Source organism: Micromonospora citrea, from assembly GCF_049629545.1.
GTDB classification, from domain to species: domain Bacteria; phylum Actinomycetota; class Actinomycetes; order Mycobacteriales; family Micromonosporaceae; genus Micromonospora; species Micromonospora citrea_A.
In genome coordinates this window covers 281545-303015 of the sequence record NZ_JBNADX010000004.1, presented here as the reverse complement: position 1 = coordinate 303015, position 21471 = coordinate 281545, and the positions used below count along the sequence as shown (strand labels likewise).

23 protein-coding genes are annotated in these 21471 nt (G+C 74.0%); 5 read left to right on the top strand and 18 right to left on the bottom strand.

What is annotated here, in order from left to right; translation table 11 throughout:
• Positions 1-2 precede the first annotated feature (2 nt).
• From ACPFP2_RS07625 to eno, 15 genes are all read right to left on the bottom strand, one after another.
• The gene (locus ACPFP2_RS07625) at positions 3-563 is read right to left on the bottom strand and encodes a hypothetical protein (protein WP_424087453.1); all 561 of its coding nucleotides are present in this window, start codon (positions 561-563) and stop codon (positions 3-5) included.
• Between the two features lie 49 nt (positions 564-612).
• Complete coding sequence (locus ACPFP2_RS07620; protein WP_424087561.1) at positions 613-1992, bottom strand: DUF58 domain-containing protein; 1380 nt, start codon at positions 1990-1992, stop codon at positions 613-615.
• Positions 1989-2996, bottom strand: a complete 1008-nt coding sequence (locus ACPFP2_RS07615; RefSeq protein WP_424087451.1) for an AAA family ATPase — start codon at positions 2994-2996, stop codon at positions 1989-1991. The genes ACPFP2_RS07620 and ACPFP2_RS07615 overlap by 4 nt, the downstream gene beginning before the upstream one ends.
• Positions 2993-3580 carry a hypothetical protein gene (locus tag ACPFP2_RS07610; protein WP_424087449.1) on the bottom strand — a complete coding sequence of 196 codons (588 nt, stop codon included), beginning with the start codon at positions 3578-3580 and terminating at the stop codon, positions 2993-2995. The genes ACPFP2_RS07615 and ACPFP2_RS07610 overlap by 4 nt, the downstream gene beginning before the upstream one ends.
• On the bottom strand, positions 3577-4320 hold the full coding sequence (locus ACPFP2_RS07605) for a DUF4129 domain-containing protein (protein WP_424087559.1): 744 nt from the start codon (positions 4318-4320) through the stop codon (positions 3577-3579). The genes ACPFP2_RS07610 and ACPFP2_RS07605 overlap by 4 nt, the downstream gene beginning before the upstream one ends.
• Positions 4321-4339: 19 nt before the next feature.
• Positions 4340-5053 (bottom strand): uracil-DNA glycosylase, encoded by a 714-nt coding sequence (locus tag ACPFP2_RS07600; RefSeq protein ID WP_424087558.1) that lies wholly within the window; start codon positions 5051-5053, stop codon positions 4340-4342.
• Positions 5054-5072: 19 nt separating this feature from the next.
• A complete protein-coding gene (locus tag ACPFP2_RS07595; protein ID WP_424087447.1) occupies positions 5073-5759 on the bottom strand; it encodes a dienelactone hydrolase family protein in 687 nt (228 codons plus the stop codon).
• A 204-nt stretch (positions 5760-5963) separates the two neighbouring features.
• Complete coding sequence (locus tag ACPFP2_RS07590; protein WP_424087445.1) at positions 5964-6545, bottom strand: LppU/SCO3897 family protein; 582 nt, start codon at positions 6543-6545, stop codon at positions 5964-5966.
• 219 nt (positions 6546-6764) lie between these two features.
• Entirely contained in the window at positions 6765-7823 is a 1059-nt protein-coding gene (locus ACPFP2_RS07585) for an HAAS signaling domain-containing protein (RefSeq protein ID WP_424087443.1), read from the bottom strand.
• A complete protein-coding gene (locus ACPFP2_RS07580) occupies positions 7820-8152 on the bottom strand; it encodes a PadR family transcriptional regulator (RefSeq protein WP_088977448.1) in 333 nt (110 codons plus the stop codon). The genes ACPFP2_RS07585 and ACPFP2_RS07580 overlap by 4 nt, the downstream gene beginning before the upstream one ends.
• Positions 8153-8292: 140 nt before the next feature.
• On the bottom strand, positions 8293-9225 hold the full coding sequence (locus ACPFP2_RS07575; RefSeq protein WP_424087556.1) for an exopolyphosphatase: 933 nt from the start codon (positions 9223-9225) through the stop codon (positions 8293-8295).
• Positions 9226-9469: 244 nt separating this feature from the next.
• Entirely contained in the window at positions 9470-9973 is a 504-nt protein-coding gene (locus ACPFP2_RS07570; RefSeq protein WP_424087440.1) for an amino-acid N-acetyltransferase, read from the bottom strand.
• A 2-nt stretch (positions 9974-9975) separates the two neighbouring features.
• Positions 9976-10533, bottom strand: coding sequence for a DUF501 domain-containing protein (locus ACPFP2_RS07565; protein ID WP_091293000.1), 558 nt, complete (start codon positions 10531-10533; stop codon positions 9976-9978).
• 34 nt (positions 10534-10567) lie between these two features.
• Positions 10568-11188 carry an FtsB family cell division protein gene (locus ACPFP2_RS07560; RefSeq protein WP_424087438.1) on the bottom strand — a complete coding sequence of 207 codons (621 nt, stop codon included), beginning with the start codon at positions 11186-11188 and terminating at the stop codon, positions 10568-10570.
• Positions 11189-11220: 32 nt separating this feature from the next.
• Entirely contained in the window at positions 11221-12504 is a 1284-nt protein-coding gene (gene eno, locus ACPFP2_RS07555) for a phosphopyruvate hydratase (protein WP_088977443.1), read from the bottom strand.
• 233 nt (positions 12505-12737) lie between these two features.
• Between eno and ACPFP2_RS07550 the strand changes: the two genes are divergently transcribed.
• Together ACPFP2_RS07550 and nudC are read left to right on the top strand one after the other, a co-directional pair.
• A complete protein-coding gene (locus ACPFP2_RS07550; RefSeq protein WP_424087436.1) occupies positions 12738-13430 on the top strand; it encodes a hypothetical protein in 693 nt (230 codons plus the stop codon).
• Complete coding sequence (gene nudC, locus ACPFP2_RS07545; protein WP_424087434.1) at positions 13427-14329, top strand: NAD(+) diphosphatase; 903 nt, start codon at positions 13427-13429, stop codon at positions 14327-14329. Before ACPFP2_RS07550 ends, nudC begins: the two co-directional genes overlap by 4 nt.
• A 32-nt stretch (positions 14330-14361) precedes the next feature.
• Here nudC and ACPFP2_RS07540 read toward each other — a convergent pair whose 3' ends face one another.
• The gene (locus ACPFP2_RS07540; protein ID WP_424087432.1) at positions 14362-15981 is read right to left on the bottom strand and encodes a DUF885 domain-containing protein; all 1620 of its coding nucleotides are present in this window, start codon (positions 15979-15981) and stop codon (positions 14362-14364) included.
• A 192-nt stretch (positions 15982-16173) separates the two neighbouring features.
• On the opposite strand from ACPFP2_RS07540, the gene ACPFP2_RS07535 reads away from it, so the two are divergent.
• From ACPFP2_RS07535 to ACPFP2_RS07525, 3 genes are read left to right on the top strand one after another with little or no spacing between them, the layout of a single operon-like run.
• Positions 16174-16698, top strand: coding sequence for a PadR family transcriptional regulator (locus ACPFP2_RS07535; protein WP_424087430.1), 525 nt, complete (start codon positions 16174-16176; stop codon positions 16696-16698).
• Positions 16695-17375 carry an ABC transporter ATP-binding protein gene (locus ACPFP2_RS07530; protein ID WP_424087428.1) on the top strand — a complete coding sequence of 227 codons (681 nt, stop codon included), beginning with the start codon at positions 16695-16697 and terminating at the stop codon, positions 17373-17375. Before ACPFP2_RS07535 ends, ACPFP2_RS07530 begins: the two co-directional genes overlap by 4 nt.
• Entirely contained in the window at positions 17372-19534 is a 2163-nt protein-coding gene (locus tag ACPFP2_RS07525; RefSeq protein WP_424087426.1) for an FtsX-like permease family protein, read from the top strand. The genes ACPFP2_RS07530 and ACPFP2_RS07525 overlap by 4 nt, the downstream gene beginning before the upstream one ends.
• A gap of 141 nt (positions 19535-19675) precedes the next feature.
• Here the strand turns inward: ACPFP2_RS07525 and ACPFP2_RS07520 are convergent, their stop codons facing one another.
• Both ACPFP2_RS07520 and ACPFP2_RS07515 read right to left on the bottom strand, forming a co-directional pair.
• The gene (locus ACPFP2_RS07520) at positions 19676-20659 is read right to left on the bottom strand and encodes a nucleoside triphosphate pyrophosphohydrolase (protein WP_424087554.1); all 984 of its coding nucleotides are present in this window, start codon (positions 20657-20659) and stop codon (positions 19676-19678) included.
• Positions 20656-21441, bottom strand: a complete 786-nt coding sequence (locus ACPFP2_RS07515; RefSeq protein ID WP_424087424.1) for a hypothetical protein — start codon at positions 21439-21441, stop codon at positions 20656-20658. The genes ACPFP2_RS07520 and ACPFP2_RS07515 overlap by 4 nt, the downstream gene beginning before the upstream one ends.
• Between the last annotated feature and the right edge of the window lie 30 nt (positions 21442-21471).

Here is a 21471-nt window from a genome sequence, read left to right as displayed (position 1 = left end):
CGCTATCTGCGACGCAGCAGCCACCCCAGCAACCCGCTCAGCACCACCGCCACCAGCAGTCCCGCCACCGTCGCCGCCTGGAACCCGTCAGCCCCGCCGATCTCACCCAACCAGGCCAGGACCACCCCGATCACCGATGTGGCGAGGACCACGGCGGCGGCCCGGGTGAGCCAGCTCACCAGCACGTCCGGGTCGACCACCGCGTCGTACGGCAGCACCGCGGCGAGCGCGCAGAGGGTGTGCCCGAGGTAGAGCGTCGCGGCCACGGCGAGCAGCCGCCAGAGCGCGATCGGGCGGTCGTACCCGGCGGAGGCCATCACCCAGCCGGCCACCGTGGCCAGGGCGGCGAAGGTCGGCCACACCCGGCGCGGCCCCACCGCCGGCAGCACCGCCGCCACCGTGAGGGCGAGCAGCGCCCGGGCGCTGAACATCTGCGCCGGGTACGCCAGCAGCAGACCGGCCAGCACCACCACGAAGATGCCGAAACGCACCAGCAGGGCCGTCGGGCTCACCCGGTTCAGGGCGGCACGCGCCGCCTTCGCCCGCTCGGCGACGGCATTCACGGGTGCCACCTTTCGTTCGCGACTGCGCGGTTCCGCAGCGCCGGCGCACTCACCGGGCACCCACCCTCGGGGCGGTGGCCAGCCGGGCCACGTCCCGCAGCACCTGGTCGAGGCTGCCCGCGCCGGCCCACGGCACCACCGGCACGCCGTGCTCCCGCAACTGGGCGATCATCGTGTCCCGGTCCAGCCGCCACAGCCGGTACGCCACCGGCGCCCAGCCCTTGTCGCCGGGCGGCGGGAGGTCGACCGGCAGGGTGTCCACCGCCACCACGAACCGGCCGCCCCGGGCCAGCCGGGCCAGCATCTGCGCCGACCGCTCGTCCAGCAGCGGGGTGAGCACCACCACCAGCGCGTCCGCCGAGAGCAGCTGCGGGCCGAAGACCTGGTCGTACGGCTCGTGCGGGGAGGACTCGGCGTGGGTGTCGAGCAACCACTCCAGCACGGTCAGGTACTGCCGCCGTCCGGTGGCCGGGCGCAGCCGGCGGGCCGCCGGCCCGTACTCCAGCATCGCCACCCGGTCACCGCGGTGCAGGTAGTGCTCGGCGATCGCGGCGGCGGCCCGGACCGTGGTGTCCAGCACCGACGCCGCGCCCTTCACCCCGCCCGAGCGGCCCGCCTCGGCGAGCACGTCGAGCAGGACCACCACCTCGGCGTCCCGGTCGGAGAGGGTGGCCGCCACGTGCAGTTGCCGGGCCCGCAGCGACACCCGCCAGTCGATCCGGCGCAGCCGGTCGCCCGGCGCGAAGACCCGTACGCCGGCCAGTTCGCCGCCCTCGCCGGGCCGGCGGGAGTGGTGCGCGCCGACCAGCCCGGCGGCCCGGGGCATCGCCTCCACCGCGTCGAACGGCTCGGTCATCGGGTAGACCCGCATCCGCACCGGCTCGGTGATGACCGCACGGGAGACCAGCAGCCCGTCGGCGGTGGCGACCCGGGCGCCGGCCGGGCCGATCGGGTGCCGGCCCCAGCGCAGCGCGGTGCCGGTCAGCTCCAGGTCGACCGCGGCCCCGGTGGGGATGGCGGTGGCGAAGGGGCGGTCCGCGCCGCCGGAGCGGCTGACGTCCACCCCGGCGCCGCCGAAGCCGACCCGCTCGACCCGCAGCCACGGCGAGACCCGGGTCCGCACCACGGCCAGGTGGTACGGCACGGTGTCCGGGTTGCCGACGCTGACCGTCGCGGCCAGCGCGCCGCCCTCGACCAGGTGCGCGTCCTCGGCGGTGATCCCGAGCTGCGGGGCGGCCACCGGCCGGCGACGCAGCGCGTACGCGGTGCCGAGCGCGAACGGCGTGGCGAGCACCACCAGGTCGACCCGGCCGAGCAGCACCGCGGCGATCAGCAGCAGCCCGGTGAGCAGCACCGCCCGGCCCAGCGCCCAGGTCGGCGCCCAGCCCGCCGTGGGTTCCTGCCCGTCCTCGATGGGCACGGCCGTCAGCGCCCGGCCCGGCCGGCCGCGTGGCTGGGCAGCGCGCCGCTGGCCGGGGCCGGAGTCTGCTCCAACACCTCACCGACCACGAAGGACGGATCGACCCGGCGCAGCCACATCTCCGGCCGCAGGGTGATCCGGTGCGCCAGCGCCGGCGCCGCCACCTCCTTGACGTCCTCCGGGACCACGTAGTCGCGCCCGGCGAAGACGGCCCGGACGCGGGAGAGCAGCAGCAGCGCCAGCGACCCACGCGGGGACGCCCCGACCAGCACCGACGGATGCTCCCGGGTGGCCGCGGTCAGGTCGACGATGTACCGGCCGACGGAGTCCTCGACCACCACGTCCTCCAGCGCGGCCTGCATGGCGCGCAGCGTGGCCGCGTCGACCACCGGCTTGATCTCGGCCTCCTCGCGGCGGCGGGCCATCCGCCGGCGCAGCACCTCCCACTCCTCCTCGCGCTGCGGGTAGCCGAACGACACCCGCAGCAGGAACCGGTCCAGCTGCGCCTCCGGCAGCGGGTAGGTGCCCTCGTACTCGATCGGGTTGGCGGTGGCGAGCACGTGGAACGGCTCGTCCAGCTTGTAGGTGACGCCCTCCACGGAGACCTGCTTCTCCTGCATCGCCTCCAGCAGCGCCGACTGGGTCTTCGGCGGCGTCCGGTTGATCTCGTCGGCCAGCAGCAGGTTGGTGAAGACCGGACCGGCGCGGAACGAGAAGTCGCCGCTGCGCTGGTCGTAGAGGAAGGAGCCGGTGACGTCGGCCGGGAGCAGGTCGGGGGTGAACTGCAGGCGGCGGAAGTCCAGCCCGAGCGCCTGGGCGAAGGACCGCGCGGTCAGCGTCTTGCCGAGGCCGGGCAGGTCCTCCAGCAGAACGTGTCCGCCGGCCAGGATGCCGGCGAGCACCAGCTCCAGCGCCTCCCGCTTGCCGACCACGACCTGACCGACCGCGTCCAGCACCGCCCGGGCCAGGTGGCCCACCTCGGTGGCGGGGATGCTGCGGTCCACGTCGTTCATATCTTCTCCAGTTCGGCGACGATCGCCGCGAGGTCGCGCGGCGACGGGGGGCGTCGGGAGGGGGTGTCGAGGAACGTCCACAGCGGCTCCCCGAGCAGGGCGCGGGCCCGGGTCGGGTCGGATTCGCGGGTCACCCCGTGTCGCTGGCGCAGCCGCTCGTCGGCCAGCTCGCCGAGGCGGGGCAGGATCCGCTCGGTGAACCGCTCCCGGTTGCCGGAGGACCAGTCCAGTGGCCGTTCCCAGCCGTTGATGGCGGCACGCAGGGCGTCGCGGGCACCCCAGTTCCACCCGCTGGGCTCCTCCCCGGTGGGGGCGCGGACGCCGGCCCTCGGCGGGGGCGGCGGGGAGAGCGCGGCGGTGACCCGTCGCACGGCGAGGACCGCGAGCACGCCGGCCACCACGATCCAGATCGAGAGCTGGAGGCCGACGGCACGCAGGCAGACCAGGACGACCGCGGTCGCCGCGGCGGCCACCGCGAGGGTACGGAACACCGTCCGGGCCCGTCCGCCCCGCGTACGGCCGGCCCGGGGCGGGGCCTCCTCCTCGAAGCTGAGCAGGTCGTCGAGGCCGGTCCGCTCGCTCACGCCGGTACCTCGTCGGTGGCGGTGGCGAGGGCGGCCAGCTCGCCGCGCAGCCGGCGCAACGCGGCCCGGGCCTGGTCACGCATCCGCGCGTCCACGGTGTGGGTGGCGTAGCGGGCCTCGCGGTAGACGTGGGCGAACTCGGCCAGCACGTCGGCGCTGGCGATCGCGGGGACCCCGGCGGCCGGGTCGCCCCGCAGCAGCCGGGTGACCAGGTCGGTCGGGGTGTCCCCGGTGCGGCGCGGCACCCCGGCCTCGGTGGCGGCCTCCTCCAGGCGTACCCAGCAGGCGATGACCGCGGTGCGCGGGTCGGTGTCGGTGTCGTCCAGCTCGACCAGGCCGGCGTCGAGGGCGGCGACCACCTCCCGGGCGGTGCCCTCGGCGGTGCGCCGGGCCCGGGCCACGGGCACCGCGCGGGTCCTCCGGCGCAGCGCGCCGCGCAGCAGCGTCCAGGTCAGGTAGCCGAGGGCGGCCAGGATGGCGAGGCCGAGCAGCACGATCGCCACGGTGGCGATCCACTGCGGCACGTCGGCCTGGGTCCGCTCGGCGCCGGTGCGCGGCTCGACCGGGATCGAGGGGGCCGGCTCACCGGCCGGGTAGTCCGGGACGTACGGGATGTTGTCGGCGACCGGCGGGATGCGGCTGGCGCCGATCGAGGAGTTGCCGGCGGCGAGCGCCGCGGCGGCGAGCAGCAGGACCACCACGGCGACGGGCCACCATCTGCGCAGCACGCCGAGGTCCATCGCCACCGCCCCACGCAGCTCAGTCCACCCCGGCGAGTTGCTTCGCCCGGGCGAACACGTCGTCCAGCATCCCTGGTGTCAGCCGTCCCGTGAACGTGTTCTGCTGGCTGACGTGGTAGCAGCCGAGCAGCTCGGGGGCGGCCGTCCCGGACCAGTGTGCCCCATGGCCGAAGACCGGTCGCGGGCTGGGCGGGCGGACGCCGTACACGTGCCGCAGCGTCGGCCACCACGCGGCCCAGGCGAACGCGCCCAGCGCCACCACCACGCGCAGGGTGGGCCGGATCAGCGCCACCTCGCGGTGCAGCCAGGGGGCGCAGGTGTCGCGTTCGGCGGGGGTCGGCTTGTTGTCCGGCGGCGCGCACCGCACGGCGGAGAAGACCCGCAGGTCACGCAGGGTCAGTCCGTCGTCGGCGGCGACGCTGGTCGGCTGGTTGGCCAGCCCGGCGCGGTGCAGCGCGGCGAAGAGCACGTCGCCGGAGCGGTCACCGGTGAAGATGCGGCCGGTGCGGTTGCCGCCGTGCGCGGCCGGGGCCAGGCCCAGGATGGCGATCCGGGCGTCCGGCGCGCCGAAGCCGGGAACCGGGCGTCCCCAGTACTCCTGGTCCCGGAAGGCCGCCCGCTTCGTCCGGGCGACCTCCTCCCGCCAGGTGACCAGGCGCGGACAGGCGAAGCAGTCGCCGACCGCGCCGTCGAGGTCGGCCAGGTCGGTCGCCCGCGCGGCGCGGGCGACCACCTCGTCGGGGGTACGGGCCTCAGCCAAGCTTGGCCCGGAAGAGCTCGAGGGTACGGGCCCAGGCGGTGGCGGCGGCGCGCTGGTCGAAGTTCTCCGGCCGGTCCTCGTTGAAGAAGGCGTGCGCGGTGCCCGGGTAGTCGTAGGTCTGGCAGCTGCCGCCGCCGCTCTCGACGGCCCGCCGGACGGTCTGCACACCCTCGTCGGCGGAGGTGCCGTCCGCCTCGGAGCAGTGGATGACGGCGGCCTTGCCCGCGTAGTCGGCCCACTCGGAGCCCATGCCCTCCCACGGCAGGCGGGGGTAGAAGGCGGCGGTGGCGACGATCCGCTCGGAGCGGGTTGCCGCCCAGAGGGCGAGACTGGCTCCGGCGCAGAAACCGGCGCAGCCGACCTTGCCGGCGACCTCGGGGCGACCGGCCAGGTAGTCGGCCGCGACGGCGATGTCCGCCGCCGCCTCGTCCATCTGCACGCTGTTCAACATCTGCCGCGGCTCACTGGGCCGGCTCGCCGGCTGGCCGTGCCGGAAGTCCGGGGCGAGGGCGACGAAGCCCGCCTCGGCGAACCGGTCCACGACCGACCGTACGTGGGGTACGAGCCCCCACCAGTCCTGGATGACGATGACCGCGGGGCTGGCCGCACCGCTGGAGGGTATCGCGAGATACCCCTCGCGCGTCCCTCCGTTGCCGGTGAAGCTCACCATCTCGCCCATTGGTCTGTCCTCCTGACGGTCAGTCATCGTTGGCTGGTCGCACAGTGGTCGTACGTGCCGGTAGCCTGCCACGCCCCGAGCGCGCCGGGAAGACGCGAGAACAGTGGCATATACCTCCCGTTCACCCGGCGTGGACCGGCGGAAACGCCGACGGCGGCGCGGAGTCCCTCCCGCGCCGCCGTCGGCGGTGTCCCACCGCTGCCGTCAGGTGCGCCGGGTGAGGCAGAGCAGGTAGCCCTTCTCGCCCGGGGCGATGTTGTAGAAGACGTAGCCGTCCTCGTCGGGCTGCACGAACTGCTCGCACGCCCGGCCGGAACGCGCCTGCTCCTGGGTCTGGTCGTCGACCCGGCCGGCCACCGTGTACGCGGCGTCGGCGGAGCCGCAGTCCACCACCGCGACGTCCCGCACCGTCCGCTCCTCCGTGCCGCTGACCTGCGGCAGCTCGGTCAGGCAGTCGCCGGCCTCCGCCTCGGCCACCGGGTCGGGGCGGAGCAGGTCGGCCAGCGCCGCGCCGGCGCCGAACTTCAGCCCGGCGACGACGAGCACCCCGACCACCGCGGCGACGACGGTGAGGACCTTCGCCACGGCCAGCACCGGCCGCACCACTCCGGCGGCCCCCTCCTCCGCCGGGGCGTCGTCCGGTCCCCCTGGCCCGGTCGCCGCGCCGTCGGCGTCCGGCCCGCCCGGCTCCTTGGCCGCACCGTCGGTGCCCGGCCCGTGCAGCTGTGTGGCGTCGGCGTCCGGTCGCAGGTCGCCCGACTCCGTCTCCGGGTCGTCGGTGTCCACCTGTGTGCCGCCCGGGGACGGCTCCGGCCCGGGGTGCGTGACCTGCGCTGCCGGCTCCCCGGCCGGTGGTCCTGCCGGAGGGCCGGCGGGCGGTGCGACCTGCTCGGACAATGACGTTCCTTCCTGTGGGGTCAGTGAGCAGACGACACCGTAGCCACCAAGATCGGAATGCGTTGTCCCGTCGGGCTCACCCGTTCAGCCATTTCCGGGTGTCGATGCTCACCGGGTCGGCTCCGGGGCGGGCGACACGGACGTCGGGGCCGCACCGACGGACGCGCTCGCGCTGCCGTCGGGGGTCGGCACGGCGGGGGCCGGGGCCGGGGTGGTCGGGGCCGGTGCCACCGTCGGAGCCGTACCGGGCGGGGCCGGCGCCTCCGTCGTCGGAGCCGTACCGGGCGGGGCCGGAACGGCGGCCGGCGGACGAGGCCGGAACGGCGCCTGCTCCGGGCAGTACGGGTAGCCGCGCTGCACCGGGTTGACGTCGGGCAGCGACGGGTCGGCGCAGCTCGGCCAGCCGAGCCGGATCGGGGTGCCGTTCTGGTCGAAGAGCCGCGCGTTCTCCACCAGCCGGCCCTCGCTGTCGTAGACGAAGACGTCCTGCACCTGCTCGTACGGGTTCTGCACGGAGATGGAGTCGTAGCCGTAGGGATGGTGCGTGCGGGCGTCCTGGTCGACGTCCAGCAGGGTGGCCAGGCCGAAGACCACCAGCACCAGGGTGCCTGCGTGCATCAGCCGGCGCGGCCAGCGCCGCAGCGTGCCGGTGTTGCGGCCGAGCCAGACCGAGGCGAGCACGGTCGCGGCGAGCAGCACCAGGCCGACGAACTCGCCGCCACCCACCCGGGGCAGCAGGCCGAGCGGACCGTCCGAGGTCATCACGCTGAGCAGCATGGCGACCAGGTAGCCGCGCAGCACCCACCAGGCCGGACGGAGCAGCCGCAGGAACTCGCTCGCCGAGGCGTACCCGAGCAGCGGGCCCAGCCGGGTGTCGAAGCGGGCGAGCCGGCCGCGGACCTGGTGCGTGACGGCGCCGACCCGCTGTTCCAGCCGGCGGCGACCGGCGGCGGGCTCGGCCGCACCGGCGGCGGCCCGCAGTTCGGCCGCGTACGCCTCCGGTTCGCCGAGGCGTTGCACCAGCGAGCCGTCGCCCTCGGCGGCGACCTCGGCCAGGTGCTCCGGCAGGTCCTCGGTCAACTCGTCGCGCACCGCGGGCGGCAGGTCGGCCAGCGCGGCCCGCACCCGCCCGACGTAGTCCGCTATCTCCTGCCCAGTGACGGTCATGCCGCCATCCCCCGATCGTCGAGCAGTCTGTCCATGGTGGTGGCGAACGAGCGCCAGGTCTTGCCGGAGCGGGTGAGCTGGTCCCGGCCGGCGGCGTTGAGCGCGTAGTACTTGCGGTGCGGCCCGGACTCGCTCGGCACCACGTACGTGGTCAGCAGCCCGGCGGCGAAGAGCCGGCGCAGGGTGCCGTAGACCGAGGCGTCGCCGACCTCCTCCAGCCCGGCCTCGCGCAGCCGGCGCAGGATGTCGTAGCCGTAGCCGTCCTCGTCGCGCAGCACGGCGAGGACGGCCAGGTCCAGGACACCCTTCAGCAGTTGGGTGGTATCCACGCTTCGCACACTACTGCGCAGTGCGAAGTACCGTCAACAACGCGGTAGTACGACAAACAGGAGTCGCTCGCCGACGTCATCGGACATCGCCTGACCACCTGCGACGTTCCGGGCGAGGTCACGCCCCTGACGCCCCGCTTCTACGCGGCGAGGCTCCAGGCGATGCCGTCGAGGATGTCGTGCTCGGAGGCGACCACCGAGGACATCCCGGCCCGCTCCATGATCACCCGCAGCACCAGCGCGCCCGCCCCGATCACGTCGGCCCGGCCCGGGTGCATCACCGGGATGGCCAGCCGCTGCTCGCGGGACTTCGCCAGTAGGTCGGCGGTCACTCCCGCCACCCCGTCGTACGACACCCGAGCGTGGTGGATGCGCTCCGGGTCGTACCCGGTCAGGCCCTGGGCGATGGCGACGACGGTGGTGACCGATCCGGCGAGGCCCACCAGCGTGGCGGCCTCGCGGCCGGGAACGGCCTCCAGCGCGCGGTCCACCGCGACCGCGATGTCGGCCTGCGCGGCGGCGATCTCGTCCAGGGTCGGCGGGTCGCCGTGCAGGTGCCGCTCGGTCATCCGGACGCAGCCGATGTCCATCGAGATCGCCGCCTGCACCCCGCCCTCGCGGGTACCGACGACGAATTCGGTCGAGCCACCCCCGATGTCCACCACCAGGTACGGCGGCTCGGCGTCGGCGGGCAGGCCGCGCACCGCGCCGGTGAACGAGAGCCGGGCCTCCTCGTCGCCGGTGACCACCTCGGGCGCGACGCCGAGGGTCTGCTCCACCATGGCCCGGAAGTCACCGGCGTTGGAGGCGTCCCGGGAGGCCGACGTGGCGCACATCCGCACCCGCTCGGCGCCGAGCTTCTCGATCTCGGCGGCGTAGTCGGTGAGTGCCACCCGGGTCCGCTCGATCGCCTCCGGGGCGAGCCGGCCGGTCCTGTCGACGCCCTGGCCGAGCCGGACGATCTCCATCCGGCGGGTCAGGTCGACCAGCGGCGCCTGCGGCCCCGCCGACTCCCCGGGCAGGTCGGCGACCAGCAGGCGGATGGAGTTGGTCCCGCAGTCGATGGCGGCCACACGCGTCGTCACGGCAGCAACCCTACGGCAGCCGGGCCGGACCGGCAGCGGCCTCGTCGGCAGCGCTCCGTCCCGGCCACCTGCCGGCCGTCGGGCGTGGCACGAACCGGCCCGAGTCCCGCTCGGCCGCACCCGATCCGCCGCCCCGCTCGACCGCACCTCGCCCAGTGTGACGACGGACGGCCGACCGCGGCACCACCCGCGAACGGCGGATGCCGGCCGGCGGCACCCGGTCCGCCCAACGCTAGAGGCGCAGCAGCATCCGGGTGTTGCCCAGGGTGTTCGGCTTGACCCGCTCCAGGTCCAGGAACTCGGCGACACCCTCGTCGTACGAGCGGAGCAGCTGCTCGTAGACCGGCTGCGGCACCGGCGCCCCGTCGATCTCGGTGAAACCGAACGAGCCGAAGAACCGGGTCTCGAAGGTGAGCACGAAGATCCGGGCGACGCCCAGCTCGCGGGCCGCGTCGATCAGCTCGCCGACGATCCGCTGACCGAGCCTGCGGCCCCGGCAGGCCGGGTCCACGGCGACGGTGCGGATCTCGGCCAGGTCCTCCCACATCACGTGCAGCGCGCCGCAGCCGACCACCGTGCCGTCGCCGGCCACCGCGACCCGGAACTCCTGCACGTCCTCGTAGAGGGTGACGGTCGCCTTGCTGAGCAGCCGCCGGTCGTCGGTGTAGGTGTCGATCAGCCGCCGGATCCCCCGCACGTCGCCGGTACGGGCCCGCCGGACGACGATCTCGTCCATCGTCACTCCGCCGCCGGGACGTCCACACACGGTCCGGCGGACCACCACTTCTCCACCAGGGCCAGGGTCTCGTCGCCGAACGGGTTGACCCCGGGCCCGGCGCCCAGCGCGTGCCCCAGGTGCACGTGCAGGCACTTCACCCGCCCCGGCATGCCACCGGCGGAGATGCCGGCGATCTCCGGCACCTCGCCGATCGCCTCCCGTCGGGTGAGGTAGTCCTCGTGCGCCGCACGATAGCGGGCGGCCAACTCCGGGTCCTCGGCGAGGCGGTCGGCCATCTCCTTCATCAGCCCGGCCGACTCCAGCCGGCTGCACGCCGCGGTCGCCCGCGGGCAGGTCAGGTAGAACAGCGTCGGAAACGGGGTGCCGTCGGCCAGCCGGGGCGTCGTCTCCACCACGTCGGGCAGTCCGCACGGGCAACGATGGGCCACCGCCCGGGTGCCGCGCGGCGGGCGTCCGAGCTGCGCGGCCACCGCGGCCAGGTCGGCCTCGGTGGCCGGTTCGCGCTGCGGCGGGGGTACGGAATCCGCCGCCGGCTCCTGCGGTGGTACGACAGTCACGGTGCCCATCTCTCGTTCGGTGCTCGGGTGCTGCTCACTGCTCGGGCTGGTCGTCGTCCGCCGCCCGCACGCTCGACCACAGGGTGTCGTACCAGGGGTCCGGTGTCTTCGGCGGGGCCTTCGGCCGGCCCGCGGCGGCGTCCCGGGCGGCGCCCTCCGGGTCGTTCAGCACGATCACCGGCACCTCACCCGGCGGGACCATGTAGAACCGCTCCCTGGCCTGGATCTTGATGTACTCCTTGTCCTGCCACTTCGCCGCCTCGGCCGACAGGTCGGAGATCCGCTGCCGCTGGGCGGCCTGGGACGCCTCCATCCGCTCGATGTCGACCTGCTGGTCGAGGTAGACCCGGACCGGATAGGTGTACGCCAGGGCGAGCGCGATCAGCACCGCGAAGAGCACGGTGGCCCGCCCGGTGAAGCGTCGGGGGTGGGGTGCGGTCAGCCGCTTGATCGTGCCGCCGGCCGCCGTACGCCGGGCGGCGGCGGGCCGGTTCGCGGAGCGTACGCCCTCCGCGCCCCGAGCCCGCGCGGCGCCGGCCCGCGGCTCGGCGCGGACCACGCCGTCACGGACGGTAGCCCGGGCGCGGGCCCCGCCCGGCCGACCGGTCGGTCGACGGACGGGACGCTGGCCACCCGGTGTGCGGCGCTGCTGCATCGTCACACCCCTCCCCCGAGGCCTCTCGCGGCTCAGGCCGAACGGTAACGCGGGAACGCGCCCGCGCCGGCGTACCGCGCCGCGTCGGCCAGTTCCTCCTCGATGCGCAGGAGCTGGTTGTACTTGGCGACGCGGTCGGAGCGGGCCGGGGCGCCGGTCTTGATCTGGCCGCAGCCGGTGGCGACGGCCAGGTCCGCGATGGTGGTGTCCTCGGTCTCGCCGGACCGGTGGCTCATCATGCACTTGAAGCCGGCCCGGTGGGCCAGGTCCACCGCGTCCAGGGTCTCGGTCAGCGAGCCGATCTGGTTGACCTTCACCAGCACCGCGTTGGCGGCCTTCTCGGCGATGCCCCGGGCGATGCGCTGCGGGTTGGTGACGAAGAGGTCGTCACCGACGATCTGGATCCGGTCGCCGACGGCGGCGGTCAGCGTGGCCCAGCCGCTCCAGTCGTCCTCCGACAGCGGGTCCTCGATCGAGACGATCGGGTAGTCGCCGATGAGCTTGGTGTAGTAGTTGCTCATCTCCTCGGCGCTCTTCGCGCTGCCCTCGAAGGTGTAGGTGCCGTTGTCGAAGAACTCGGTGGCGGCCACGTCGAGGGCGAAGACGATGTCGGTGCCGAGCCGGTAGCCGGCCTTCTCCACCGCCTCGGCGATCAGGTCCAGCGCGGCGGCGTTGCTCGGCAGGTTCGGGGCGAAGCCGCCCTCGTCGCCCAGGCCGGTCGACAGGTCCTTCTTCTTCAGCACCGACTTCAGCGCGTGGTAGACCTCCGCGCCGGAGCGCAGCGCCTCGCGGAAGCTGGGCGCGCCGATCGGCGCGATCATGAACTCCTGGACGTCGACGTTGGAGTCGGCGTGCGCGCCACCGTTGAGGATGTTCATCATCGGCACCGGCAGCAGGTGCGCGTTCGGGCCGCCCAGGTAGCGGAAGAGGCTCAGCTCGGCGCTGCCGGCGGCGGCCTTCGCCACGGCCAGCGAGACGCCGAGGATGGCGTTGGCGCCCAGCTCGCCCTTGTTGTCCGTGCCGTCGAGGTCCAGCATCTTCTGGTCGATCAGCCGCTGCTCGCTGGCCTCGTACCCGATGAGCTGGTCGACGATCTTGTCTTCGATGTTGGTGACCGCGTTCTCGACGCCCTTGCCCTGGTAACGATCCTTGTCACCGTCGCGCAGCTCGATCGCCTCGAAGGCGCCGGTCGAGGCGCCGGACGGCACCGCGGCGCGGGCGATCGTGCCGTCGTCGAGCCCGACCTCGACCTCGACCGTCGGGTTGCCCCGCGAGTCGAGAATCTCCCGGGCGACGATTCCTTCGATGCTTGCCACTGAGTCGCTCCTCGTTCGTGTGTGCGAGTCCGGTATGGGCCGCGACGGTGCGGCTGGGGCAGGTGTTGAACGCAGCGTATCGGGCGACGGCCCGCCGCATGCCGTCGCCCGCCGTACGAACCGTGCCGTGGGACCCCGTCACCGTGACGGACGGTACGGACATTCCCGGATTCTCGGCCCTCAACCGGCAACGGGTTTGCGTCCGGTGGACCCGATCGACCACGCTGGTCGCCATGCCCGCCGTCTCGACCACTCTCCGCATGCTCTCCGTGTCGGTCATCGCGTCGCTCACGGTCACCGGCTGTCAGACCCTCGACGACGCCGGTCGGGCGCTCGGCCGCTCCGACCTGGTCAACGACCTCGCCGCGCGGATGGACGGCGCGCTCACCGCCACGTGGGCCGCCGACTACCAGCTCCCCGGCGGCCGGACCGCCTCCGTCGCCCAGACGAAGACGCCGCTGCGCTCGGCGTACACCTGGCCGGACGGCAAGATCACCGTCACCCAGGAGTCGGTCACCCGGTGCGAGACCACGGCCGGCCGTACCGCCTGCACGGTGCTGCCCCCGGAGCTGACCGCCGGCAAGCCTTCGGTGCTCGTCTGGACCGAGGCCGAGAAGCGGGGCCTGGTCACCCCGCCGGCGGTGATGGGTCTCCTCACCGACGCCGCCCTCGACCCTGACGCGGTCATCACGCAGAGCGACACCACGGTGGCCGGGCACCACGCCACCTGCGTCGACGTGAAGCGTTCCACCGGCGACTTCACCACCTGCGTCACCACGGAAGGGGTGCTGGGCAGCTTCTCCGGCACCCTCGCCGGCACCCCCACCGAGGTGACCATGAGCCGTTACACCGAGTCGGTCGACCCGGCCGCCTTCGACGTGCCGGCGGGGGCGGGCGTCGTGGACCGCCGCACCGCCACCCCGTGACCGACCCGTCCGCCGACCCCGACGTGACGACCGCAGCCGACGGCCTGGTCGGCGGTCCCGCCGCGCCTGCGGACCCGGCCTCGGGCTTCCTGCCGGGCGCCGATGCCGGTGTCCCGCCCGGGCCGGACGACCTGGCGCTGCCGGTTGCCGGCCGCGCGCTGCTCACCCGGCCGGACGGGAGCCTCGCCCGGGTCGGGGACCTGCCGGCGAAGACGTCCTGGGTGCCGCTCGGCACTCTCGACGGGATCCGCGCGTGGGGCGCCGAGGTGGCCCGCACCGACGACGGGCACTGGCGGAGCTGGCGCGCCCTCGCCGCCGAGCTGCCCGAACCGCACGCCACCCTGGCCGGGCGGGCGCTGGCGGTGCTCACCTGGCGGCGTACCCACCGCTGGTGCGGGGCCTGCCGCGCCGAACTGGCCGACGTGCCCGGCGAGACGGCCCGCCGCTGCCCCGACTGCGACCTCTACGTCCCGGTCGCCCTCTCCGCCGCCGTCCTGGCCGCCATCACCCGCCCCGGCCCGGCCGGACGCCCCGAAGAACTGCTGCTGGTCCGGCACTCCTCCGGGCCGACCGGGCTGTGGGCCCTGGTCGCCGGCTTCCTGGAGGCGGGCGAGTCGCTGGAGGCGGCCGTGCACCGCGAGGTCGCCGAGGAGGTGGGGCTGACCCTCGGCTCGGTGGCCTACTTCGGCAGCCAGCCCTGGGCTATGTCCGGGCCGGGCACCCTGCTCGCCGGCTTCACCGCCACCGTCGCCGACCCCACCGCCGAGCCGGTGGTCGACGGAAAGGAACTGGTGCAGGCGCGCTGGTTCCCGCTGGACGCGCTGCCGGCGCAGCTGCCGCCGGCGTACTCCATCTCGCGCTGGCTGATCGACGCGGTCGCCGCGGCCGGACGGCGCTGACACCCCGACGGCCGGGGTCCCGGCCGGCGGCGTCAGATCCCGAGCAGGGTCCGCAGGTGGCGCGGCGGCGGGCAGTCGTGCGCCAGCATCGCGTCGTGCCACTCGCGCACCGGCACCCCGTCGGGCCGGGACCGGGCGATGTCCGCCATCTCGCTCCACCCCACGAAGTACGTGGAGAGCTGGGTGGAGGTGAGCAGCGCCCGCCGCCACTTGCCGGCCGCCTCGCCCTCCTCCTGGAACCCCCGCCCGGTCATCAGCGCCATCGCGTCGGCCTCGGGCAGGTCCTCGCAGTGCACGAGCTGGTCGAGCAGCGCGTTGATGGTCATCCGCAGCTGCATCTTGAGCTGCTGCAACCGCACCGGCAGGCCGCCGAAGCCGAGACCGACCATCAGCTCCTCGGCGTAGACCGCCCAGCCCTCGATGAAGACCCCGGACTCGGTCAGCGGCCGGACCCGGGTCGGGCCGGCGTACCGGCGGGCGTGGGCGAGCTGGAGGAAGTGCCCCGGCATCGCCTCGTGCACGGTCAGGTTGCGGATCATATGGTCGTTGTACTCGCGGTAGAACGACTCGACCCGGTGCGCGGGCCACTCGGCCGGGGTGGGTGCGATGCAGTAGAAGGTGGGCAGGTTCGCCGTCTCCAGCGGGCCGGGCGAGTCGCAGTAGGCGACCGCGACGCCCCGCGCGAACTCCGGCATCTCCTGGATCACGCACGGGTCGTCGACCAGGCTGACCAGGTCGCGGGCACGGACGAAGTCGGTCGCCTCGTCCAGGCTGACCGAGGCGAGGTCCACGATGGAGTGGTCGTCCGGGTGTTCGGCGGCCAGCAGGTCCAGCGCCCGGCGTACCGTCTCGTCGTCGCCGGGGCCGCCGACCAGCTCGACCGCCGCCGCGCGGATCTCCTCGGTGACCCGCTCCAGGTTGGCCCAGGCCCGGCGCTGGATCTCCGCCGCGCCCAGCTCGGTGTCGAGGGTGTGCCAGAGCCGCGCCTCCCAGCGGCGTCGCCCCAGCCGGGGGTCGCGTCCCGGCCCGGAGTCGGCGGCGAGACCGGCCCGCAGCCACGCCACGAACTCCTCCAGCGCGGCGATCGCCGCGGTGGCCGCCGACTCCACCCGGTCGTAGCGGGTGGGAGCCTCGGCGAGCAGGTGCGGCAGCTCGTCGCGGATCAGCGCCGCCGTGCCGGTGAACTGCACGACCGCCGTCTCGGCGTGGATCCGCGGCATGTCCCGCAGCGTCGCGCGTGCGGTGGCCAGGGCATCCGGTACGGCCGCCAGCCGGCCGGCGAGATGGGTCAGCCGCTCCTGGACCGGGGCGTACGGCCGGGCGAACAGGGCGTGCAGCAGCGGGCCGGGGTTGTGCCGCAGTGGATCCCACTCGTGCCCGCGGATCTCGTCGCTCTCGAAGAGCGCCCGGTCCACGAACGAGCCGAGCAGCGCGTGGTCGACCTGCTCGTCGACGTCGAGCGAGTCCGCGTCCAGCTCGGCGAGGGCGTCGGCGGCCTCCCTCAGCATCGCCCGGTCCGCCGCGACCGCCTCGGCGGAGAGGTCGGGCAGTCGGTCGTCGTACCGGTGGTCGCCGGCGGACGTGGCGAGGCCGGGGCGGCTCTCCAGCAGGGCATCGACGATCCGCTCGGCGAGGGGCACGAAGGACTCCATCCCCCGACCCTACCGACGCCTGGGCGCCCGTCACCCCCCGCCGACGCGCGTGGCCCGGCCCGTACCACGCACATGGAGTCTGTTCCCGCTGCCGGGCCCTCCCACGTTGGTTCACACCTTGCCGGGCGGTGCACGACCACGAAAAACCCGAGGGTATACACGCGGTGTATACCCTCGGTGTAGTCTGCTGCCATGAACGTTCCCGTCACCCTCCTCGGCCTGCTCGAACGAGAGCCCAGCCACGGCTACGACCTGAAGCGCGAATATGACGCGTACTTCGGCCGCGGCAAGCCGCTGCCGTTCGGCCAGGTCTACTCCACACTCAGCCGACTGGCCCGCGACGGCAAGGTGGTGATCAGCGAGGTCGGCCCGGGCGACGGCCCCGACCGCAAGCGCTACGTCATCACCGACCTGGGCGCGACCGAGGTCGAGCAGTGGCTCACCCAGCCGGTCGAGCCGGCACCGCATCTGCAGACGGTGCTGTTCGCCAAGGTCGTGCTCGCGCTGATGCTGGACCGCCCCGCCGGCGAGTACCTCGACACCCAGCGCCGCGCACACCTGCAACGGATGCGGGAGCTCACCGGGATCAAGCGCACCGGCAGCCTCGTCGACGCGCTGCTGGCCGATCACGGCCTGTACCACCTGGAGGCGGACCTGCGGTGGATCGAGATGACCAGCGCCCGGTTGGACGCCCTCAAGCAGGAGGTACAGCCATGACCATCGCGATCGAAGCGCGCAACGTGGCGTTCTCGTTCGGCAGGACTCCCGCGCTGCGGGGCGCCAGCATCGCCGTGGACTCGGGCGAGATCCTCGCCGTCATGGGGCCCAGCGGTTCGGGCAAGTCGACGCTGCTGCACTGCCTCGCCGGCATCCTCGTGCCCGGCTCCGGAGAGGTCCTCTTCGACGGGGCCCGGGTCGACTCCATGACCGAGGCCGAGCGCAGCGGGCTGCGCCGGGACCGCTTCGGGTTCGTGTTCCAGTTCGGTCAGCTCGTCCCGGAGCTCACCGCGGTGGAGAACGTCGCCCTGCCATTGCTGTTCAGCGGGGTGCGCCGGACGGAGGCGCTGCGCAAGGCGTACGGCTGGTTCGAGCGGCTCGGCATGGACGGCATGGAGCAGCGCCGGTCGGGGGAACTGTCCGGTGGCCAGGCGCAGCGCGTCGCCATCGCCCGCGGCCTGGTCGCCGGGCCGGAGGTCCTCTTCGCCGACGAGCCGACCGGTGCGCTCGACTCGCTCACCGGCGAGCAGGTCATGGACCTGCTGGTCGCCGCAGCCCGCGAGCAGGGCACCACGGTCGTCCTGGTGACCCACGAACCACGGGTCGCGGCGTACGCCGACCGCGAAGTCATCGTCCGCGACGGGCGCGTGAACGCGCCGGACCGGATCGCGTCATGATCGGCTTCGGGCTACGCCTCGCTGTGGCCGGCGGCCGGGAGGCGCTCACCCGACTCGTCATCATCGCCGCCGCGGTCGCCGTTGGCGCCGGGCTGCTGCTGACCACCCTCGCCGGCATCAACGCCGTCGACGCGCAGCTCACCCGGTACGCCTCGATGCACCCCACCGCGTCCACCGGCGGCACCGTGGATCCACTGTGGTGGTCGACCCGGGACGACTACTTCCGCGGCGAGCAGATCATCCGCATCGACGTCGCCGCGACCGGGCCGGACGCGCCCACCCCCGTCGGCATTCCGAAGACGCCGGGGCCGGGCGAGTACTACGCCTCACCGGCGATGCGGCGACTGCTGGCCACCAACCCCGCCGACCAACTCAGCGACCGCTACCCCGGACACGACCTCGGCACGATCGGCCCGGCGGCGCTCACGTCGCCGGACACCCTGCTCATCATCGTCGGCGGCACCCCCGACGAGGTCGCCGAGCTGCCGAGAGCCAGACAGGTCACCAGCACCGGCGACGACACTCCCGCGCTCCCCGAGACCATGGTGAACCTCATCATGGGCGTGACAGCCGGTGGGCTGCTGTTCCCGGTGCTGATCTTCATCGGCACCGCCACCCGGCTCAACGCCGCCCGCCGGGAGCAGCGGTTCGCCGCGATGCGTCTGGTCGGTGCGACACCCGAACAGATCTCGGTGATCGCGGCGGTCGAGGCGGCCGCTGCCGCCGCCGTCGGCACCGCCCTGGGCTTCATCCTGTTCTTCGCGCTCCGCGGCCACCTCGCCGCGATTCCGTTCACCGGCATGCGGTTCTTCACCGACGACATGTCGCTGGGAGCGCTGGACATCCTGGTGGTCGCGCTCGGCGTTCCGGCCGGCGCGGTGCTGGCGGCGCAGGTCTCCCTACGGCGCGTCCGGATCTCCCCGCTCGGCGTCACCCGGCGGGTCACCACCCGGCCCCCGCGCGCGTACCGGCTGATCCCGCTCGTGCTCGGCGTCGCCGTGCTGGCATTCGCCCTCGTCCACCGGCCCCCGACGTCGGACGGCCAGACCGCCGTCTTCCTGCCCGGGCTGCTGCTGATCATGGCCGGTCTGATCCTCGCCGGCCCCTGGCTGACCATGACGGGCGCCGGGGCCATGGCGCGGCGCGCCAGCCGACCCGCCACGCTCATCGCGGCGCGGCGTCTCGCCGACAACCCGAAGGCCGGCTTCCGGGCGATCAGCGGCATCATGCTCGCCCTCTTCGTCACGAGTGTGGCCGTCGGCGTGATCACCACGATCGTCGCCAACCGCGGTCCGGCACCGGTCGGATCGACCGACGCCGGCACGATGTCCACCGTCTTCACCGAGAACCCGCCGTCGGTGCCCGACACCGTCCTGACCGACCTGGGCGCGATCCCTGGCGTGCGCAGCACGACGGTGGTCCGCGAGAACCCGGTCCGGGGCTACGACCGCGATGCAGGGGTGGTCGCGTGCACCGATCTCCCGGCGGCGTACGGCCGGTGCGCCGACGACGCCACCGTCGCCGAGGTGCCGATGAGCCTCACACCCTTCAGGCAATCGGCATCGTCCACGAGGGTCTGGCCCGCCGCATCGGTCACGGTCGACGAACTCCAGCGGTTGCCGGTGGTATCGATCGTCGTCGGCACCGACGCTTCGATCGCCGCGCTGGAACGCTCGCGCACCGTCCTCGAGGTTGCCTACCCGACGGAATTCTGGGTGGCCCCCCACGTGCCCGGCGACTTCGAGGCCGACTTCGCCAACCAGATGCGCGGCTGGCAACAGATGGCCCACGTCATCGTCATCGCCAGCCTCGCACTCGCCGGCTGCAGCCTGGCGGTCAGCGTGGTCGGCGGCCTCAGCGAACGCAGACGCCCGTTCAGCCTGCTCCGCCTCAGTGGCGCGCCGGTGCGGATCCTGCGTCGCGTGGTTCTCCTGGAAAGCGCCGTACCGATGCTGGTCGTCGCCGTGGTCGCGGTCGGCATGGGCTTCCTCGCCGCCCAGTTGTTCCTCGAGGCGCAGATGGACTACACGCTCACGCCTCCAGGCGTGGGGTTCGCTGCGATCGTGATCGTCGGCCTGGCCGCCTGCCTCGGCATCATCGCCTCCACCCTGCCGTTGCTGGAGCGCATCACCGGTCCGGAGACGGCACGCAGCGAATGACCGGGAGAGTCGGCGGGGGATCACACCCCCGCCGCTCGCGGAAACCGTGCGGCAGCTGCCCGGCCCACCCGGCTCCTGCCGTCCAGCCGGCGGGTTCGAGGCGAAACGCCACTGAGGGACGCGGTGTGGGGACGCCCGAGGTCAGTGGCGAGTGGCGCGTTCGGCGACGCGGACGGCGTCGGCGTACGCCAGGGTGGCGCGGCGCAGCGCCGCCTCCGGGTCGACGCCGGCCTCCCGGGCGGCGGCGACCGTGGCCAGCAGGCCGGCGCCGAGGCGCGCCTCCGGGTCGACCTGACCGTCGGCCAGCGGCGGCGGAACGGCCAGGCCGATCCGGCCGGCCCGGTCCAGGATCTTGGCGGCCAGGGCGAGCGCGGGCTGGCTCAGCGCGATGCCGTCCAGCACCGACTCGCGGGCCTTCTCGGCCCGCTTGATCCGCTCCCAGCTCGCCTCGATCTCCTCCAGGGTGCCCGCCTCCTCCCCGGCGAAGACGTGCGGGTTGCGGCGCACCATCTTGTCCACCAGGCCGCCGGCCACGTCGTCGACGGTCCACCGCTCACCCTCGGGCAGGTTCTCCGCCAGCCGGGCGTGCAGCAGCACCTGGAGCAGCACGTCACCCAGTTCCTCGCGCAGGGCGTCGGTGTCGTCGGCGCTGATCGCGTCGTACGCCTCGTAGCACTCCTCCAGCAGGAACCCGGCCAGGCTGCGGTGCGTCTGCGCCCGCTTCCACGGGTCACCGCCCGGGGACGCCAGCCGGTCCATCACCTCGACCGCGTCGAGCAGCCGGGCGCCGGGCGGGTCCCACGAGCCGTACATCAGCTCCAGCTCGGCCAGCCCGGGCTCCCGGGCCAGCCGCAGGCCCAACTCCCGGGCCAGCGACTCGTCGCCCGCCGGACCGGCCAGCCAGACCACCGTCCCGTGCGCCGCCACCGCGTCGAGCAGCGCCTGCGTCGCCCCGGACCCGACCACCGTGACCTCGGCGCCCGCCGCGCGCACGGCCGTGGTCACCGGGCTCTCCGCGCCGGCCAGCACCGGCGCGGTGCGTACGGCGTCCCAGGCGGCGGCGGTCAGCAGGCCCGCCGGCAGCCGGGGCGAGGTGACCAGCAGGACGATGCGGGACGTGCTCAGGGTGCCACCGGCGCGTTCTGCTCGGCCGGCGTGACGACCGGCTCAGGGGTCGAGATGTCGGTGACCGGGCTGCCGGACTCGACGTACGGCAGGGCGTAGAAGACCAGCTCCTGGCCCTTGTTCACCCAGGACGGCACGCCGAGCGGGCGGTAGCGCGGGTTGACCGAGAGGTCCACCTCGTCGGCCTCCTGCTCCAGCGCCGCGCTGAGCGCCGAGGCGGTCCGGACGAACCCGCCCTCGCCGAAGAGCTGGCGCACCTGGGTCACGGAGAGGCCGGGCTGGATCCCGCCGGCCTTCGCGATCGCCTGGTAGACGGCCATCACCGACTCGTCGCTGAGCTCGGCCGGGGGCAGCTTCTGGGTGAGCACGATCGAGATGTCGGCCCACTCGCCCCAGAGCTTGGCGTACTCGGCCTGCGGCGGCATCTGGAGCTGCTGGGCGAGCTGGTCCGGGGTGACCTGGTCCGGCACCGACAGACCCTGCTCGGCCACGATCCGCTTGCCCAGCTCGATGCTGACCAGCAGGTTCAGCACGTCCTGCCGGGTCACCGACGAGCGCAGCTGCTCGGCGGTGGGGGTGATGCCGGCCTGGGTCGCGCTCTGGCGCACCGCCTCCGCGAACCGCGCCTGGGCGTCGTCGTAGACCGCGTCCACCCGGTCGACCGAGTAGGTGCGGTCCCCGACGTACGCGGCCACGTCGGGCGACGTCCGGCCGCAGGCGGTCAGGGAGAGGACACCGAGAGCCGCGACGCTGGCGGCGGCGATGAGACGGCGTGCACGCATGACGGTCACTCTCTCATGCCCTCCGACCCG